The organism is Mojavia sp. (assembly GCF_059505145.1).
This window is the reverse complement of sequence record NZ_JCACKA010000124.1, coordinates 78,707-95,787: the sequence shown is the minus strand read 5'-3', so window position 1 is coordinate 95,787 and position 17,081 is coordinate 78,707. Positions and strand designations below refer to the sequence as shown.

Below are 17,081 nucleotides of genomic sequence, written 5' to 3'. Positions count from 1 at the left end.
ATTTCAGAGTTCATGTTGGCATTGAAATCAACGTTATTGGCTTACAAAGCTAAGATAACGATCAACAGTTTCACAAGCATCACCGCAAAATTTTATTTGCCCTTTATTTATCCAAATAGCTCGCTGGCATGATTCACGTACAAATTCCATAGCATGAGAAACTACTAGAACTGTGGCCGTTCCATCCCAAAATTTATCAATTCTTTGCTTGCATTTATTTTTAAAACTTTCATCTCCTACTGAAAGTACTTCATCCAAAATCAAAATATCTGGCTGGACATCTGTAGCGATCGCAAACCCCAACCGCGCTACCATACCTGAAGATAAACCTTTTACGGGGACTAATGTAAAATCCTGCAATTCTGCAAATTCTAAAATAGACTGCGCTCTTTCTCGCATCTCTGCCCTAGAAAATCCTAGTAGTATACCATACAGCAAAATATTATCCATGACAGAAATTTCTGGATCAAACCCTGCTCCTAGTTCAATCAAAGGCGCAATTTGTCCTCTTACCCTTACTGATCCAGTCGTTGGTTGTAGAATCCCAGAAATTACTTTCAAAAGAGTTGATTTACCAGAGCCATTTGCCCCAATGATACCTATTTTTTCTCCTGTTTCGACCACCAAATTAATTTTATCTAACACTAATTTCTTTGCAGGCTTGCGATACTTACCTTCTAGAACAGATAGGATAGTTTTTTTGAGATCATAAGAAAACTCTTCTTGTGTTCGTCTCCACAACGAAACTTTATCCAAGCGAATTACTTCCATTTAAAGCAAATCCATAAATTGATGCCGCCACAGGTGAAAACAAGCCCAGCCCAATGACATAATAATTATGCCGCTAAGTAAGGCACTCCCTATTAGACTGAAATCTGGTAATGTTCCCGATAATGTAAGCTGACGGATACTTTCAATAATCGGGGATAATGGATTCAATCCTAAAAACTGCTTTACTTGCTTTGGTACAATAGCTGCTGGATAAAATACAGGGCTGCTGATCCAAATTACAAACACAACTAATTCATAAAAATAAGGTAAATCTCTAAAAAATACGTATAAAGCGCTTACTAGAAACCCAACTCCAATACAAACTAAAATTAGTGCAAGAAATGGGAATAAAAGTGCGAATACATTTATGAGACTCTTGGAATTTATTAAAGTAATAACTGCCAGCAAAGGTAACACTCCGACTGCAAACTGAAATACATTCGCTGCAATCATTGATACAGGAAAAACGCTCACTGGCAGACGAATCTTATTTAAAAGTGCACCATTATTAACTACACTAGCTAACGCTTGGGAGGTGGAAGCTGAGAAGAAATTTATAACCACCAGTCCTGTAAACGCTGCCAATACATAATTCAGGATGGAATTACCATAATAAGATGCAAAAGTCGCTCCAAAAATCGCAGTATACAACCCCGTCATAATTAAAGGGTTTAACAGCGACCAATAAACCCCCAAAAAGGAGCCGCGATAGCGCACCTTTAACGTCCTGGCTACTAAAACCTGTAATAATTCACCGTATCGCTGCACTTGCAACCTAGTTACATTACCTTTAAGCGAAAACTTCATCCCCGAACACCACTACATATTAATAGGCAGATTAACCGCGAATTTTATCTTATCGGAGCGCAATTTTTCGCATAAATCTCAAGCTAAGAATTTATTTTACAGTTTAAACTCCTAAGCATATTTTACTCTTCATGCAAGACTAGTTGAGTTATCAATTAGTTCCTAATGCTCTCTAGCCAAACGCAAGAAATGTTTTTATATCATAAAACAGGTAAAAAGTCAAAAAAATATCTCTAGTTACAGTTATGTTCATAGAGTGTAAGTATGTAAGGTTTTAAACCTTACATTTTACTCACTTCAAGACATCGGGATCAACACCCAGCGATCGCAAATGTGCTGCCAATCTTTCTACTCTTTGCCGTTCTTGTTCGCAACGAGATTCTGCTTCAATAGCAGCTTGCTGTGCCTCAATAGCAGCTTGCTGTGCTTCAATAGCAGCCTCCTCCGGCGTCGGTACTAAATCGCCATCAGCAGTAAAGTAGCGTAATTTACCATCATTTACACCTAAATACAGATTTAAGACACTGCTCCAACGCCATCCGCTGACATTTGGTGTAATTTCCTGATATTTATTACCTACTAATTCAAAACCGATAAATTCTAAACTTTCCGGTGAAAACCAAAAATATTCTGGTGTGTGAAACCGATTTTCATAGAGAGTTTTCTTTAAATTACGGTCAACATCTGCGGTACTATCAGAAAGTAATTCAATAATTAAATCGGGATAACGGCCATCTTCTTCCCAGACTACCCAGGAACTGCGGGGTCGCTTTTCGGTGTCTTTCACCAAAAAAAAGTCTGGGCCACGAAAGTCTCGATTTCGCAACTGCTGACGACTAAAATAAATCGTCAAATTAGCACCAACAAAGAAATCATTCCGATCGCGCCACAGCCATTCAAGACAAGCCACCAGCAGCATTAGCTGCATATAATGCAACGAAGTTTCCATTTCTGGCTCATCACTTAACAACCGAGTTGCATCGGGCATTTGTTGTTCTAGCTGTTGCGCTGTGACAAACATAAGTATGTACCTGCTTGGTTGTTGATTTCATTTTAGTCAATAGTCATCAGTTATTATCTTTGTGACTTTATACCATTGAAACTATTACAGATGAGTCACGGATTCAGCTAAACTGAGACTTGGTTTATTGCATTGTATCTAGGCATGGAAATCGGACAAAAGGTTAAAGTATTTCGGTTGCGCGATCGCGTATCTCCCCCTGTTGTGAAAAAATTAGGTCAAGTTGGCACTATCCTGGGCTACAAAATGACAGATGCTAGTGGTGTAGGCATAGTGGTGCAATTTGAAGATAATTTCTCCACTTGGTTTTTTGAAGATGAACTTAAACTCGTACAGTAGGCGGAAGCTGAGAGTATTTGCCGAGTGCTAAGTTGGAATTGACAACATCGGCGGGAACTGGAAATCAAGTAATGACCCTAATATTGACATTTTTGGGCAAAGGCGGCATTGCTCGTACCAAAATTGCGATCGCCGCCGCCAAGCTATTAGCTAGCCAAGGCAAGCGCGTACTCCTAGCAGGACTTGCAGAACCAACATTGCCCATCCTGCTAGATACTACCCTAACTCCCGACCCCCAAGAAATTGCTCCTAATTTGCAAGTAGTACAGTTCCAAGCATCTGTACTGCTAGAACGCAACTGGGAAGAAGTAAAAAAACTTGAGGCGCAATACCTCCGCACACCTATCGTCAAAGACGTTTATGGTCAAGAATTGGTAGTATTGCCGGGAATGGACAATGCCCTTGCCTTAAACGCCATCCGTGAATATGATGCCAGCGGCAACTATGACGTGATTGTCTACGATGGCACAGGTGACGCTTCTAGTTTACGAATGTTGGGATTGCCAGAGTCTCTCAGTTGGTATGTCCGACGCTTTCGGCAATTATTTGTCAACTCGGATCTAGGGAAAATAATTGCAGAATCGCCTTTGATTCAACCGCTGATTAGCACCTTGTTCAATGTCAATTGGACAGCAGATAACTTCTCCCTACCGACTAACCAAGTCAACAATTTTTTAGACAAGGGTAGAGCTGCAATTGCCGACCCCAAGCGCGTTGCTGCCTTTTTGGTGACTACACCAGACCCTATAGAGGTAGCAAGTACCCGTTATTTGTGGGGTAGCGCTCAACAAGTAGGTATCACCGTTGGTGGTGTTATTCTGGTTTCTTCCCAAACAGGACTCAATGTCAATGAGGAGTTTACCCCTCTACCTGTTAGTGTAGTTCCCGATTCCTCCACTGGTGATTGGCAATCTCTAATAGATGCCCTACCCAACTTTGCCGCGCAAGCAGTACAGGCTCCCAAACCAATTGAAATAGATACCCACAACCGTCAGGTACGCTTATTCCTGCCTGGATTTGACAAAAAACAAGTCAAACTTACTCAGTATGGGCCGGAAGTCACAGTGGAAGCCGGAGACCAGCGGCGCAATATTTCCCTTCCCCCAGCCCTAAGTGGTAGACCAGTTACTGGAGCCAAGTTCCAGAATAATTATTTGATAATTTCGTTTTAAGTAATAGGTAATGGGGGCTGGGGGCTGGCGACTGGGAACCAGGGACTGGGGACTGGGTAATGGGTACTGGGTAATTCTTCTAATTCCTAATCCCTAACTACCAATCCCTAATCCCTAATCCCTAATCCCTAATCACCAATCCCTAATCCCCAATTCCCACATCCATAAGTACGCCTTATGACTGAATCATCTCCTACTCCCCCAAATTCCAACCCAGCTGAAGCACTAGATTCAGTTAATGTCAGCGACGAAATCACAGCAGTTGCCGATCGCAGTGCGAAAACTAGGCAGCTGCTAGGTATGAAAGGTGCTGCACCAGGGGAAACCTCTATTTGGAAAATCCGGTTGCAACTGATGAAACCGATCACCTGGATTCCCCTCATTTGGGGTGTAGTCTGCGGTGCGGCTTCTTCTGGTAACTATACCTGGACGCTAGAAAATGTGTTGAAGGCAGCGGCTTGTATGTTACTTTCAGGCCCCCTACTTGCAGGTTATACCCAAACCCTGAATGATTTCTACGATCGCGAAATTGATGCCATCAATGAACCTTACCGTCCTATCCCCTCTGGTGCAATTTCTGTACCCCAAGTAATTACGCAAATTACTGTATTATTCTTATCTGGTATTGCCTTAGCATTTGTGCTAGATTTATGGGCTGGGCATGATTTTCCCAATGTCACCGTACTTGCTCTATTTGGTTCTTTTATTGCCTACATCTACTCTGCACCTCCTCTAAAACTGAAGCAAAATGGTTGGCTAGGAAACTATGCCTTGGGAGCAAGTTACATTGCTTTACCTTGGTGGGCAGGTCATGCTTTATTTGGAGAACTTAATTGGAAGATTATGATTCTCACCCTAATTTACAGTTTGGCTGGATTAGGAATTGCCATTGTCAATGACTTCAAAAGTGTAGAAGGCGATCGCCAACTCGGACTACAATCACTACCTGTAATGTTTGGTGTCACTACTGCGGCGTGGATATGTGTAGTGATGATTGATTTATTTCAAGGATTGATTGCTGCTTATTTAGTCACTATCCATGAGAATTTATACGCTGCAATTCTCGTACTGTTAATCTTGCCGCAAATCACCTTGCAAGATATGTACTTTCTGCGTGACCCTCTGAAGAACGATGTCAAGTACCAAGCCAGTGCCCAACCTTTCTTAGTCTTGGGAATGCTTGTTACTGGTTTAGCACTGGGTCATGCTGGCGTTTAAGTTATACTTCCTCAGCGAGAGGTTAAGAGCTAGGGGTTAGGAGTTAACATTACTTCTAACCCCTAATTTTTAATTGTTATCAAAAGTTGCTGTGCTAGAACTAATTTCTTTTTTAATTAATGGGATTCAACCTTTTATAGTCCCCATTTGCTTTGTCAGCGCTTGGGCTATAATTATTCTCTGTGCTTGGAGTTTGTGGACGGCAGCGCGAGACAGTGTTACTACAGCCAAGCAAATGCATCAAATACCTTGTACTGGCTGCCAATTTTTTACTGAGGATTACCGCCTCAAATGCACAGTACGTCCTTCCATTGCTAACACAGAAGAAGCGATCAATTGTCGTGATTATCAAGCAAAGACCAATCCTTACCTGTACTAGTACAGTGGTGAGTGGTCAGTTGCTCCCTGCTCCTCTGCTTCCCAATCCCCAGTCCCCAACCCCTTAACCAATTTCTAGTAAAACCTTTAAAACACCTCGATTCTGAGCGTGTTCAAAAGCTGCAATCCCTTCTGTCAGGGGGTAGCGGGCATGAATCAGAGGTTGTACGTCTACTTGTTCCTTAGCTAGCACTTCGAGTGCAGCCGCAAAGGGGCCACAGCGCGAACCAATTAGAGTAATCTCGTCTACTACCAACGACGAAGCATCTAAGTTAAGATTGCCAGCATAGGTACTCTTGAGTATCAATGTACCTCTAGAACGTAGGGCGCGGCGAGCGATCGCAAATCCTTCTGGATTACCTGTACACTCTACTGAGATATCAAAATATCTATCTGTAACACTGTCTACTAAACCAGTTTTAATGTCTCGTGCCTCTAGGTTGGCGAGTTTTTCTCGATGGCGTCCCACTACCAAAAGTTCACAACCAGTTAAAGCTATTGTCTGCGCTACCAGTTGTCCCAGTTTGCCATCACCAACTACTAGCACCCGGTCATCTGCACCTAAGGCTACTTGCTGCTGAATTTCTAAAGCTGCTGCTAATGGTTCAGTAAATGTTGCTACTTCGGTTGGCACATTATCCGGTACAAGATGTAAATTTTCTATCGGCAAACAAAGATACTCAGCAAAGGCTCCGTGGCGGTTGACAATGCCAAGTACAGTACGGTTTTCACAGTGAGTAGGCTGGCCACTGCGACAGAACCGACAACGCCCACAGACAGCGTTAATTTCTCCAACTACTCGCTGATTCATTAGGTGTTCTGGCCCTTGCTCAACAACACCGACAAATTCGTGCCCTAGAATGCCAGCGTAAGGATAGTAACCTCTGAGCAATTCTAGGTCAGTGTTACAAACACCCGCACGCAAGACACGCACCAGTGCTTCTCCATGTGGCGGCTGTGGAATCGGTATGTCCGTGCGTAGGTGCAATTGGTTGTTTTCGAGCCAGAGTCCTTTCATTGTAAGCTTTGAAACAAAAAAGGTGCGGATGGATAAAGGCTGAACTACAAAACAATAACAGGTATCTTGTACGTTTGAGACATGAGCAATTAATTTTTTATTTAATCCGGTATAAAAATTAAGTATAAAATCCACTATTGCTAGTCTCAGCAACTTCAGTAGAGTTTAAATTGTTGGAATTTGACTCAATTTTGCTTAACCAAATTACTAAATCATCTGCGTGTACTGCGATTTCACTCCCTAAAGTTTTGATATATAGAAGTCCGTCGCTAATAGTTAAATCTCTTAGGGGATACCATGTATTTCGGGTTCTGATCAAAAGTTGTAATGGAATGCCTCGCTGTGAAGCATATTTACGATATTTCCACCAAGCACGCCATAGGATGACAGATTTGGTGCAATGCATTTTATAGCCTTGTGGTATTTGGCAGTAGCGATACTGATAGAAACCCCGATGATCTACTTCTCCCGTAAGAATGTAACTGTACTCAGCTAATGCTTCATTCATCAGTTCCCAATAGGATGAAGTTGCATGAATCGAGAATTCTGGTGGTGTTTGATTGAATTGGGCTGTAGCAATCACGCCCTCGGATTTTGCAATAACTTGGTTGCTGTTATATACTGCTTGCGCCTTCAAAGACGGGTTTGCCAATAAAACTTCTTTTTTCTGGATAGAGTGCCCAACAAACTCTCGCATCAACTCTTGATTAGATAACATGACAGTTCGATACTCAGTAATTCGTTGTTGAGAAATTCCCAACACAATATGGATTAGCAATTATAGTGCTAATTTTCCTGTCAAGAGTGGTGTTAATTGATGTCGATATGTTGTGGTATTCCAGAAACGTGGTAGCACAATAGTATAAATATCAAAGGCGAGTTAGATTTTTACATTTTTTAAAAAAGGTGTAAAAACTGGAACTAATTCTGAGCGACTAACAACAAGGGTAGGGAAAGAGCGATCGCTATAATCCTCCCCAGGAGTTAAAGGAAACGGCTCGGACTTCAGCGATCGCCAAGTGCCACCAGCTGCCTGAACAATTACCCAAGCCCCTGCTAAGTCCCAAACTTTTGGTGTGGCTTCAATACCACCTAATGTTGCCCCAGTCGCCACCGTCAAGAAGTTATAGCTAGCCACACCCAACATCCGAATTTTGCAGGGAAAGCCTGGTTGCATAGCTGGGGTGCTGCGGGAACAGAGGTTGAAAAAGTGATTGTTGGTGGGCGCATCAGGACTTGCGTGGATGGGGTGATGATTGAGGAATGCCCCAGTTGGCGCTGCTAATCCAGATGAGCCTTCCCAGAATCCGTGAAAAGCTTGTACTAGTGTTGGCGCGTAAACATAACCAAAAACAGGTACTCCTTGATACAGTAAACCAAGAGAAATTGTCCAGATGGGAATGCCGCGCGTAAAGTTGGTTGTACCATCCAAGGGGTCAATTACCCAACACCATTCTGTACCGGGAAAAACGCGATCACCCTCTTCGCTCAAAATGCCATAACCAGAGAAAGTAGAAGCGATCGCATCCCGAATTTCTTGATCTGCCCACTTATCTGCTTTTGTTACCAAACTGCCATCGGCTTTTTGCAAAGCCTGCACCTGCCCAAAATCTTGCATCAGTTGCTTGCCCACTCTGGTAGTGGTAGTTTGGGCAAAATCGAGAATCGTTGTCCAAAAATCACTCATTGATTATTTCTCGCGTAAAGATGCTTCCAAGGCAAGCATTTGAGTAGTGCTGAGTTTAGCACTCAACACTCACTGTTTTTCAATCTAAATCACTTTCTAAAACAGAAGCGATCGCTTGCTTAGTACTAGTTTGAAATTCTGTCACATTCACTCGGTTGAGGAACCAAATCGATACCACCATACCGACAGCTTCTAAAAGAAATACTAGCCCATAAGCTAGTTCTAAGCTGGGCAGCAGTTTGCGACCTATATCCAAAACCGTACCGCCAATGACCACTGCCACGCCACGAGATACTGACTGCGCTAGCCCCCATGCTCCAATAAATGTGCCAGCGGCTTCTGCTGCTGTGAGATCCAGCATCAAGCTAATTGCTGCCGTAGTTAAAAAACCAGTAGCTAAACCGAACAAGACCAAACCTAGTTTCAAGAAGGCTGGATTAGCAGAAAATCCTGATATACCCAGTAATAACGCGGCGAATGCAACCAAAACACAACCCAGGCGTGCAGTTCTGCGCTTACCCAAACGCGGCACAATGAAAAAGCCAGTAACACCGTAAGCAATTAATATACCTGTTCCGTAATAAACATTCAGTTTGGTGCTTTCTGCCAGAGGCATTTTAAACACCTGACCCGCATAAGGTTCTAAAATTGGGTCTTGCATAAACAAGCTGACGGTCATCACCAGTAAAAAGGTGAAAAACAGACCAGTTTGCGGGCTTGCTGTCAAGATTGCCCAAGCATTGCCCAGAGTAATGCTGTCTTCTCGGTTTGCCAGTGCGGAACGTTGAGAATGTTGGGAATACTTTTTTTCTACACCTAACGTTGCCGCGATCGCCAGCCCAAATACAATTGCTGGGACAACAATAAACAGTTTATTGACTGCTGCTTGTAAGGTCGCTATGTTCGCTTCTGGTGTTAATTGCCTCAGTAAGCTGGAACTAATAATTGCCCCAACAATAATCCCCACCATCAGCATTGACCAAACAACACCGACTACTTTAGAACGGTTATCTTCTTCAGAGATATCTACTAACAAAGCAGCGAAAGCAGTACCACTAGCACAAATTGCTAAACCGTAAACAGCAAAAACTAAAGACAGCAGCGCTGTCCAGCCAATAGTTTCCGTTGTCCATACCCAGCCACCTGCAATAGTTGCGGCAGTATTCAGCTGCCACATTACTTGTACAGCTAAAAATGCAGCGATCGCCAATATTGCCGCACCCACCCAAACATAAGCTGTACGATGATAGCCCCACATCGGCTTGGCATCAGATATCTGACCGAACCAGATACGCGAAGGCGAAACAAATGCTGGTAGTGCTAGCACTATCGACACTAGCGTTGCCGGAATCGCTATTTCTTGAATCATGACTCTGTTGAGTACCCCCAGAGTCAAAATCGACATCATGCTCAACCCCATTTGAAAGAGGCCAAGCCTAAACATAGTGAACAGATTCACTCTTGACACAACTGGGGATTTTGCCTCGCTATCAAACACATCACCGCTTGCCATAGCTACTTTTTCGTATGGTTTATCAAAAATAGTCTCTCTTTAATTAAAGATAAACTGTTCGATATTCCAAAAAACCCAGCAATTTCGGGGCATCAATTTTTGGATTTGGCGGTAGAGATGCTTTCAGGTTATATAATTCATCCACCAGAACCGTACCACCCTCACAAAAATCTATACTGAGATGATAATCTTCAAGCAAAGCAGTTCCAATGAGTGGACGACCCATTGCTAATGCTGCAATATTACGCTCAACACCATTCCATAAAACTGTTGCTAAATAAACATCGGTTGCCACACTGGAATTATTAGCGAGGTTTGCGTTAATATTTATCAGGTAAGGCAAGCCAAGCTCAGTAATGAGAGAAGGTGGAAAGGTTAAGAACCCTTCAAACCCTGTATCAATAACACACTCGATTTCGACACCTGAACTTTCTGGGGGAAGAATAATCAAACTCATTCTTGCCTGAAGTCCAACTACAGTCCCGTGTATCACTGTGCAGTCCTAAGCAATGTACCACCTACTGCATAAACGGCATTAAAACTAATTCTTTCTCCCCAAAGTGCTGCATTGGGTTGCTTGGATTTTAATCGAAGACTTGTTTCGACTAAATCATCACCGATTTCGTAATCTCCTGTTTCAACATTAATCGAGATAATTTTGCCAATGTTTTCTTCCGTCTCAACTTTGGCACGGATACTTCTTTCATAAAGTTCCTTTCCACGTCGGGCAACTTCTTGGCTACTAAGCGTAGGACGGGACATAAATAAATCCCCAATTTGATCTGCTAGATTCTTCACTTCATTGTAGAGCAGAAGCTATACATAGCTTAAAAAGCGATCGCTTGCGATATTACAGGGAGATGCGATCGTATCTTAAAATAATGGTCATCGTCAAGATTTTATCGATAAAGTTTCTTGATTTAAAGCATCTTTATGATGAGCTATATGCCTTATAAATTTAGCTGTAATTTTGACCAAAGTATTTAATAGAAAAATTCAAAAATTCTTTTTCAATTTGATGAACCATCTTTCTCAAATGAGTCACTAGAAGATTATAATCTATATCAATTTTACTCCAGAATGCTTCACCAGCGATTTTGGAAATTTTAGGGTGACTGAAGTGCCATTCTCCTAATTCAAAACACGCTACAAATAAGGGATTTGGGTAAAGACTTAACTCCTTATAAGTCCTGTTTTTCTGGCTTCCTGTTAAAGTGTCTTTCAAGGATGTAGACATAAAAACAGCTATCGAATAGAAGGATTTACTTAAAGTTCCTCCGATGCCTAATAAACTAACATTTCTTAGTCAATTCACATTTCTTTAAAGCCTAGTAAAGTCTATCTACCAGTGGTTCATTTGAACTAAAATAAGTTCAAATGAACTAATGAATGTGATAATACCTTGAGTTTTGCAGTACTATATAGCGTCTGTACACCTTTTAAGGTAAGCTAGAACGCCGCATACTCATCTTTAGTGTATTTTAGTTAAGCAAAATTTCAGTTTAAGAAGTTCGGCAATGGTAGAAGCAGCACTAGATATTACTTTGGGATCTGAGGAAAATCTTATTCAAGAGTTGGATTTAGTTGACCAAGATAACCCACAAAGTTGGAAAAATAAGTTGATTCTCGGTGATTGTTTAGAGGCATTACAAAAGCTGCCTTCTGCAAGCGTTGATTTAATTATCACCTCGCCTCCGTATGCTGATAGTCGGAAAAAAACTTATGGAGGAATTTCTCCAGATGAATATACAGATTGGTTCCTTATAAGAGCTTCAGAGCTAAAAAGAGTTTTAAAACCCGAAGGTTCCTTCATTCTTAATATCAAGGAGAAAGTTGTTGATGGGCAAAGACATCCATATGTATTGAATTTAATTTTAGGAATGCAGAAACAAGGATGGTTATGGACTGAAGAATATATATGGCATAAAAAAAATAGTTATCCTGGCAAGTGGTCTAATCGTTTCCGTGACTCCTGGGAGCGTTGCTTACACTTTAACAAGCAAAAGAAATTTAAGATGTATCAGGAATCTGTAATGGTTCCTATGGGAGATTGGGCAAAGTCGCGTCTCAAAAAGCTGAGTGAGACTGATAGAAGACGCGATAATTCTAAAGTTGACAGTGGGTTTGGCAAGAATATATCTAACTGGTTGGAGCGTAAAATGGCTTATCCAACTAATGTTTTACATTTAGCAACTGAATGTGGAAATAAAAATCATAGTGCAGCTTTTCCTAAAAATCTTCCTTCATGGTTTATCAAGCTATTCACTAATTTAGATGATGTAGTTCTTGACCCGTTTGCTGGTTCAGGAACATCTTGTGTGGCTGCTAAAGAACTAGGGAGAAATTATGTAGGTATTGAAATTAAAAGAGAATATTGCCAACTGGCAGAACTGAATATTAAAACAGCGGTTGCCAATACTCAGCTTGTGAAAAACAGTAACCAATACCATGAGGAATTAAATGTGGTTGGCTCAGATTATAAAATTTATCACAATTACTTGATTCAGTACGTTCTTACACCTTTTTATGACAAGAGATTTGAAAAATTGAGCAAATTAAAGCTCAAAGACGTTCTTAAGCGTAAAAATCCTTATTTATTTAAGGCAAAAAATATTGAACGCGCCCAAGATTTTGTCGATAGTATAATTACTTCATTCCTTTCTTCACAAGAAGAAACCATCTTTGGAAATTTGTTAGAGGGCTTTGCAATACATATATCTGAAACTTTGTACGGTGGTTTTAAGTCAAAGCTCAACAGTATTGACCTAGAGTTTAAACGGAATGACAACTATTATATTGTAGGTATTAAATCTGGCACGAATTGGGGCAACTCTGACCAAATTAGCAAAATGAAAGACAACTTTAAAAAAGCAAGACAGTTTTTGAGAAAACAAGGCATCACCAGCAACATTTTTGCTGTTAATGGTTGTATGTATGGTAAGGATAGTAATCCTTTCAAGCAAGATATAGATTCCGATAAAACATACTTCAAATACGCAGGTCAAGAGTTTTGGGAATTCATCTCAGAAGATCCCAACCTTTACCAAGAGATGATTGTTCCTATCGGAGAGGAAGCCAAGAAAAAGGATGAACTTTTTAAGTCTACTCTTGACGCAAAAATTAATGAAATGACCTTTGAGTTCATGCAGTTTTTTACTAGTAACGGTCGTATTGATTGGATTAAGCTTGTGGATTATGTATCTAAGAAAGGGGATGTGAAATTAGAAGCCGTAACTCAACAGTTGACATTGGAACTAGAAGGAAGAGATTCAGATTTAGAAGAACCTCTGGATTTAGCAGATGCGCTAGATTTTGAGTAACGGAGAGCAAATTATACAATGAGTGAAGCAAACTATCGACAATTAACTGAAGCAGAATTACGGGAATATATAAAGCATCATCCCCAGGATGAAGAAGCCTTTCAAGACTATCTGAGGATTGTGAGAGCCAAGCCAAATAGAGTTGTGGTTAGCACAGTGAACAGTTGGAGGCTGGGTTAAGGAAAAGACTGGCATTGTAAACCGCGATCGCATAAATATCACATAGTACTGACCCCAAAACCGCTTGTAGTTTAGGTTTTCCATTTTTAATACCACAAGCGTTTCTTACTTTTGACCTATTAGGATTATCAGATTCAGAATTTTGTTGCTAACGCTACACTAAAAAAGTAAAGAAATGTAAATATGTAGATATTGCGATGGTGGAAACGATCACATTAGGACAAAATGGGCCAACTGTTACCCCCCTTTGCATTGGCACTTGGGCTTGGGGCGATCAACTCTTTTGGAGTTATGGCGATGGCTATGGTCTAGAACAATTGCGAGAAGCCTTTACAGCAGCTCTAGAGGCTGGTGTTACCTTTTTTGACACTGCGGAAATCTACGGTCTGGGAAAGAGCGAGGAATTTTTAGGGCAATTTATGCAACAGGCACAACAACCTGTGCAAATCGCTACAAAGTTTGGCCCTCTGCCTTGGCGCTTTACCGGGCAATCAGTCTCCGATGCTTTAACAGACAGTCTTAAGCGTTTACAAGTAGAGCAAGTTGCCCTCTATCAAGTACATTGGCCTTTTACCTTCTTTTTGAGCCAAGAAACGCTAATGAATGCTTTAGCAGATGAGGTGAAGCGGGGGAGAATTGCCGCAGTTGGTGTTAGTAATTACTCAGCAGCGCAAATGCGAGAAGCACAACAAATATTGGCAAGTAGGGGAATCCCCCTAGCGGTCAACCAAGTACGCTATTCTTTACTCACCCGTAAAATTGAAAGTAACGGCATTCTCAAAACGGCTCGTGAGTTGGGCGTAACCATCTTGGCATATAGTCCTTTAGCCCAAGGATTACTCACAGGCAAATACACCACCGAGTCTACTGAAACCCCTACTGGTGCTAGAAAGATAGACCCCCGATTTAATAAAGAAGGCTTGCAAAAAATTTCACCAGTGATAACTTTATTACACCAATTGGGAGATAAGCACAAACGCACGCCTGCTCAAGTAGCCCTTAATTGGTTAATTGCTCAGGGAAATGTCATCCCGATTGCTGGGGTGAAGACAGCCCAACAGGTAAAACAAAATGCTGGCGCTTTGGGTTGGAGATTAAGCGATGAAGAAATTAGCGAGCTAGAAAAAGTTAGTCGCCCTTGGCTGTAGTGATTGTTAATTACTCAAATACAGGGGGCCACAGTTCTGATACTGTGAGTTCCCAACCAGGTAGTAAATCTGGTAGTGTCAGTTTGTCGTTGTCTTGTAAGACTATTGGTTCTTGGTTGGGTCTGTAAACTATTAGCGTCAATTGATCGGGGTCAATGAGTATACCAACCGAAGAGCCAAGTTGCAAGAATAGCTGAATCTTTTCTACTAGTGTTTTAATACGGTCTGACTTAAATTTTATCTCTACCATCAAGTCAGGTACTAGTTCCACAAAGTCACGCTGGCTTTTTTTGAGTCTATCAGCACGAACAAAAGACACATCGGGAGCGCGAAGATTTCGTTTTTCATTATCTGCTCCCTTTCCGTTTTCAGTGTCTATGGGCAGAATAAAACCAGCGCTTGAACCAGTTACGCGACCTAATTTTCGTGGACGTACCCAGTTGCCCAGTAATCTGATAAATTCAGCACCTATTTCTTCTGAAACATAATCTGATGGCCCCATAACCAAGATGCTACCATCCACCAGTTCTATCTGCCATTCTGGATGTTCTGTTTGGATCTGCTCTAAATCTGTAATGGTGAACATAAGACTACAGAAAATCCACCTTGATTATGTTCCTACAAACTAGACTATCCCGAAAATTGAGCATTACAAAAGATAGTTTTATAGTTTGTTGTGAGGACAGTATTTTTTATGAAAATAGAAACCACAGATGGACAACGGACACTTGCTACAACGGGGAGGCAGTCCGTTGGGCGGCTTCGCCGACTTGAAGGAACTGCCGTGGGAACCCCCAAGAGCGCAGTGTCCTCCAGATAAACACTGATGATTTATCTGTATTTATCGGTGGTTCCCAATCATCAGCTTGGATGAACTAGCTGTGACAATTCAGGTGAAAGTCAAGAGACTTCCACTCATAACTCAGATTATGAAGCTGATTCTCTAGCTGTAGATGAACCTAGCTTTTGATTAGCAGGAGAAACAGAAGCATCTCGACGGCTTGTCTTTAGCTTTGGCTTGGGAGTAGCACGTCTTTCATCTTCCCCAATATTAGTGTCTGATTTACTCCAAGAGGAGCGGGTACGCTCTCCAGAAGCATCACGACGCTTAACTAACTTAGGTTTGGGAGAGGGGGCGTTGTCCTCTTGGGGAATCTCAATATCTGAATTTAGCCAAGCCGGACGAGTTTGATCGTAAGCGATTTGCAAGGCAGCAGCAGCGATCGCCTGAGCATCGTATTTCTCAATTAGTTCGCTGACTATCGGCAAAAATGAAGCTAGGCGTTCGCCTGTTAAAGCTTCTCCCACCTGTTCTTGCAATTTATGGATGTGCCGTGCCTCAATTTGTGCCCGTGTGGGAATTGACAGCAACTGCCAACTTTGGCGGTTATGGCGTTCAAATACCTGCTGTTTACGGCGCTCAAATGGCTGCACTAAAGAAATTGCTGTGCCTTCCTTACCAGCTCGACCAGTACGACCAATGCGGTGGACGTAAGTTTCTACGCTATCGGGTAAGTCGTAGTTGATCACATGTGACAGTTGATCTACATCTAACCCGCGTGCCGCAATATCAGTTGCTACCACCCAACGCACTTGACGATTGCGGAATCGGCTCAATAAGCGCTCCCGTGCTTGTTGTGACAAGTCACCGTGGTATTCATCGACACTGTGCCCGGCTGCTTGCAGTTGACTGGTGAGTTCTGCGGCTGTGCGTCTGGTGCGGACGAATATCAAAGCTGATTCTGGGTCTTCCATTTCCAGAATCGGCTGTAATGCTTTAGCTTTTGTCCAGTGGCGAGGTATAAGGTAAGCTACCTGATTGATTTTATTGGGGGCAGCTTTTGGCTGTTCGACGGTGACTGTCGCAGGCGATCGCAAAAACTTGTTCACCAACTGGCGAATTGATGGCGGCATTGTTGCCGAGAATAAAGCTGTTTGGCGATCCTGGGGTGCTTGGGACAGGATTTTGATTACATCGTCGATAAAGCCCATGCTCAACATTTCATCAGCTTCATCCAACACAAACCACTTCACCTGGTCAAGCTTTAGACAGCCTCTGTCGAGCAAGTCTATTACCCGTCCTGGCGTACCTACGACCATATGAACGCCGCGTTTAAGTTGTAAAATTTGGCGGTCGATTGATTGACCACCGTAAATTGCTAACACCCGCAAGCCTTCGTCACCAATGAATTGGGCGATGGCATCATGAACTTGCATGGCTAACTCACGAGTGGGAGTTAAAACCAGCGCTTGTACGGCCTTTTGATTAATATCTAGCCGTTCTAAAATTGGCAGCGAAAATGCTGCTGTTTTACCAGTTCCAGTTTGGGATTGACCAACTACATCACGACCCGCCAGCAGTTGTGGAATAGCTTGGGATTGAATGTTAGTTGGTGTGGTGAAACCAATTTTTTCTAATTGTTCTACGCGTTCTTGTGAAATACCTAGTTCTTGAAACGAAAGATTCATCAACTCTCCTAGATTTTATTTTGGATTTTTGGATTAGTCA

19 protein-coding genes are annotated in these 17,081 nt (G+C 42.0%); 7 read left to right on the top strand and 12 right to left on the bottom strand.

The window, feature by feature from the left end; translation table 11 throughout:
- Window positions 1–33 precede the first annotated feature (33 nt).
- The 3 genes from AC5JL8_RS33615 to AC5JL8_RS33605 all read right to left on the bottom strand — a co-directional run bounded on the left by AC5JL8_RS33615 (window position 34) and on the right by AC5JL8_RS33605 (window position 2,599).
- The gene (locus AC5JL8_RS33615; protein ID WP_495884023.1) at window positions 34–771 is read right to left on the bottom strand and encodes an ABC transporter ATP-binding protein; all 738 of its coding nucleotides are present in this window, start codon (window positions 769–771) and stop codon (window positions 34–36) included.
- On the bottom strand, window positions 772–1,578 hold the full coding sequence (locus AC5JL8_RS33610; protein ID WP_495884022.1) for an ABC transporter permease: 807 nt from the start codon (window positions 1,576–1,578) through the stop codon (window positions 772–774). It abuts the gene before it with no gap.
- A 292-nt stretch (window positions 1,579–1,870) separates the two neighbouring features.
- Window positions 1,871–2,599, bottom strand: coding sequence for a Uma2 family endonuclease (locus AC5JL8_RS33605; RefSeq protein WP_495884021.1), 729 nt, complete (start codon window positions 2,597–2,599; stop codon window positions 1,871–1,873).
- A gap of 144 nt (window positions 2,600–2,743) precedes the next feature.
- Here AC5JL8_RS33605 and petP point away from each other — a divergent pair, with 144 nt between their 5' ends.
- From petP to AC5JL8_RS33585, 4 genes are all read left to right on the top strand, one after another.
- Window positions 2,744–2,938 carry a cytochrome b6f subunit PetP gene (petP, locus tag AC5JL8_RS33600; RefSeq protein WP_495884020.1) on the top strand — a complete coding sequence of 65 codons (195 nt, stop codon included), beginning with the start codon at window positions 2,744–2,746 and terminating at the stop codon, window positions 2,936–2,938.
- A gap of 71 nt (window positions 2,939–3,009) precedes the next feature.
- Entirely contained in the window at window positions 3,010–4,110 is a 1,101-nt protein-coding gene (locus AC5JL8_RS33595) for a Get3/ArsA fold putative tail anchor-mediating ATPase NosAFP (protein WP_495884247.1), read from the top strand.
- Window positions 4,111–4,287: 177 nt separating this feature from the next.
- Complete coding sequence (gene chlG, locus AC5JL8_RS33590) at window positions 4,288–5,328, top strand: chlorophyll synthase ChlG (protein ID WP_495884019.1); 1,041 nt, start codon at window positions 4,288–4,290, stop codon at window positions 5,326–5,328.
- Between the two features lie 91 nt (window positions 5,329–5,419).
- Complete coding sequence (locus tag AC5JL8_RS33585) at window positions 5,420–5,707, top strand: hypothetical protein (RefSeq protein ID WP_495884018.1); 288 nt, start codon at window positions 5,420–5,422, stop codon at window positions 5,705–5,707.
- A gap of 63 nt (window positions 5,708–5,770) precedes the next feature.
- Here AC5JL8_RS33585 and AC5JL8_RS33580 read toward each other — a convergent pair whose 3' ends face one another.
- The 7 genes from AC5JL8_RS33580 to AC5JL8_RS33550 form a co-directional block, all read right to left on the bottom strand.
- Window positions 5,771–6,724 (bottom strand): MDR/zinc-dependent alcohol dehydrogenase-like family protein, encoded by a 954-nt coding sequence (locus AC5JL8_RS33580; RefSeq protein ID WP_495884017.1) that lies wholly within the window; start codon window positions 6,722–6,724, stop codon window positions 5,771–5,773.
- Window positions 6,725–6,842: 118 nt separating this feature from the next.
- Window positions 6,843–7,442 carry a hypothetical protein gene (locus AC5JL8_RS33575; protein WP_495884246.1) on the bottom strand — a complete coding sequence of 200 codons (600 nt, stop codon included), beginning with the start codon at window positions 7,440–7,442 and terminating at the stop codon, window positions 6,843–6,845.
- Between the two features lie 162 nt (window positions 7,443–7,604).
- Complete coding sequence (locus AC5JL8_RS33570; RefSeq protein WP_495884016.1) at window positions 7,605–8,411, bottom strand: inositol monophosphatase family protein; 807 nt, start codon at window positions 8,409–8,411, stop codon at window positions 7,605–7,607.
- Between the two features lie 79 nt (window positions 8,412–8,490).
- On the bottom strand, window positions 8,491–9,924 hold the full coding sequence (locus AC5JL8_RS33565) for a BCD family MFS transporter (protein ID WP_495884015.1): 1,434 nt from the start codon (window positions 9,922–9,924) through the stop codon (window positions 8,491–8,493).
- A gap of 43 nt (window positions 9,925–9,967) precedes the next feature.
- Entirely contained in the window at window positions 9,968–10,381 is a 414-nt protein-coding gene (locus tag AC5JL8_RS33560; RefSeq protein WP_495884014.1) for a clan AA aspartic protease, read from the bottom strand.
- Between the two features lie 32 nt (window positions 10,382–10,413).
- Complete coding sequence (locus AC5JL8_RS33555) at window positions 10,414–10,686, bottom strand: hypothetical protein (RefSeq protein ID WP_495884013.1); 273 nt, start codon at window positions 10,684–10,686, stop codon at window positions 10,414–10,416.
- A 196-nt stretch (window positions 10,687–10,882) separates the two neighbouring features.
- Complete coding sequence (locus AC5JL8_RS33550; protein ID WP_495884012.1) at window positions 10,883–11,161, bottom strand: hypothetical protein; 279 nt, start codon at window positions 11,159–11,161, stop codon at window positions 10,883–10,885.
- Between the two features lie 280 nt (window positions 11,162–11,441).
- On the opposite strand from AC5JL8_RS33550, the gene AC5JL8_RS33545 reads away from it, so the two are divergent.
- From AC5JL8_RS33545 to AC5JL8_RS33535, 3 genes are all read left to right on the top strand, one after another.
- The gene (locus AC5JL8_RS33545) at window positions 11,442–13,244 is read left to right on the top strand and encodes a PmeII family type II restriction endonuclease (RefSeq protein WP_495884011.1); all 1,803 of its coding nucleotides are present in this window, start codon (window positions 11,442–11,444) and stop codon (window positions 13,242–13,244) included.
- An 18-nt stretch (window positions 13,245–13,262) separates the two neighbouring features.
- Window positions 13,263–13,424, top strand: coding sequence for a DUF6887 family protein (locus AC5JL8_RS33540; protein WP_495884010.1), 162 nt, complete (start codon window positions 13,263–13,265; stop codon window positions 13,422–13,424).
- Window positions 13,425–13,624: 200 nt separating this feature from the next.
- A complete protein-coding gene (locus AC5JL8_RS33535; protein ID WP_495884245.1) occupies window positions 13,625–14,572 on the top strand; it encodes an aldo/keto reductase in 948 nt (315 codons plus the stop codon).
- Between the two features lie 10 nt (window positions 14,573–14,582).
- On the opposite strand, the gene AC5JL8_RS33530 is transcribed toward AC5JL8_RS33535, so the two are convergent.
- Window positions 14,583–15,158 (bottom strand): Uma2 family endonuclease, encoded by a 576-nt coding sequence (locus tag AC5JL8_RS33530; RefSeq protein ID WP_495884009.1) that lies wholly within the window; start codon window positions 15,156–15,158, stop codon window positions 14,583–14,585.
- Between the two features lie 341 nt (window positions 15,159–15,499).
- A complete protein-coding gene (locus tag AC5JL8_RS33525; RefSeq protein WP_495884008.1) occupies window positions 15,500–17,041 on the bottom strand; it encodes a DEAD/DEAH box helicase in 1,542 nt (513 codons plus the stop codon).
- Between the last annotated feature and the right edge of the window lie 40 nt (window positions 17,042–17,081).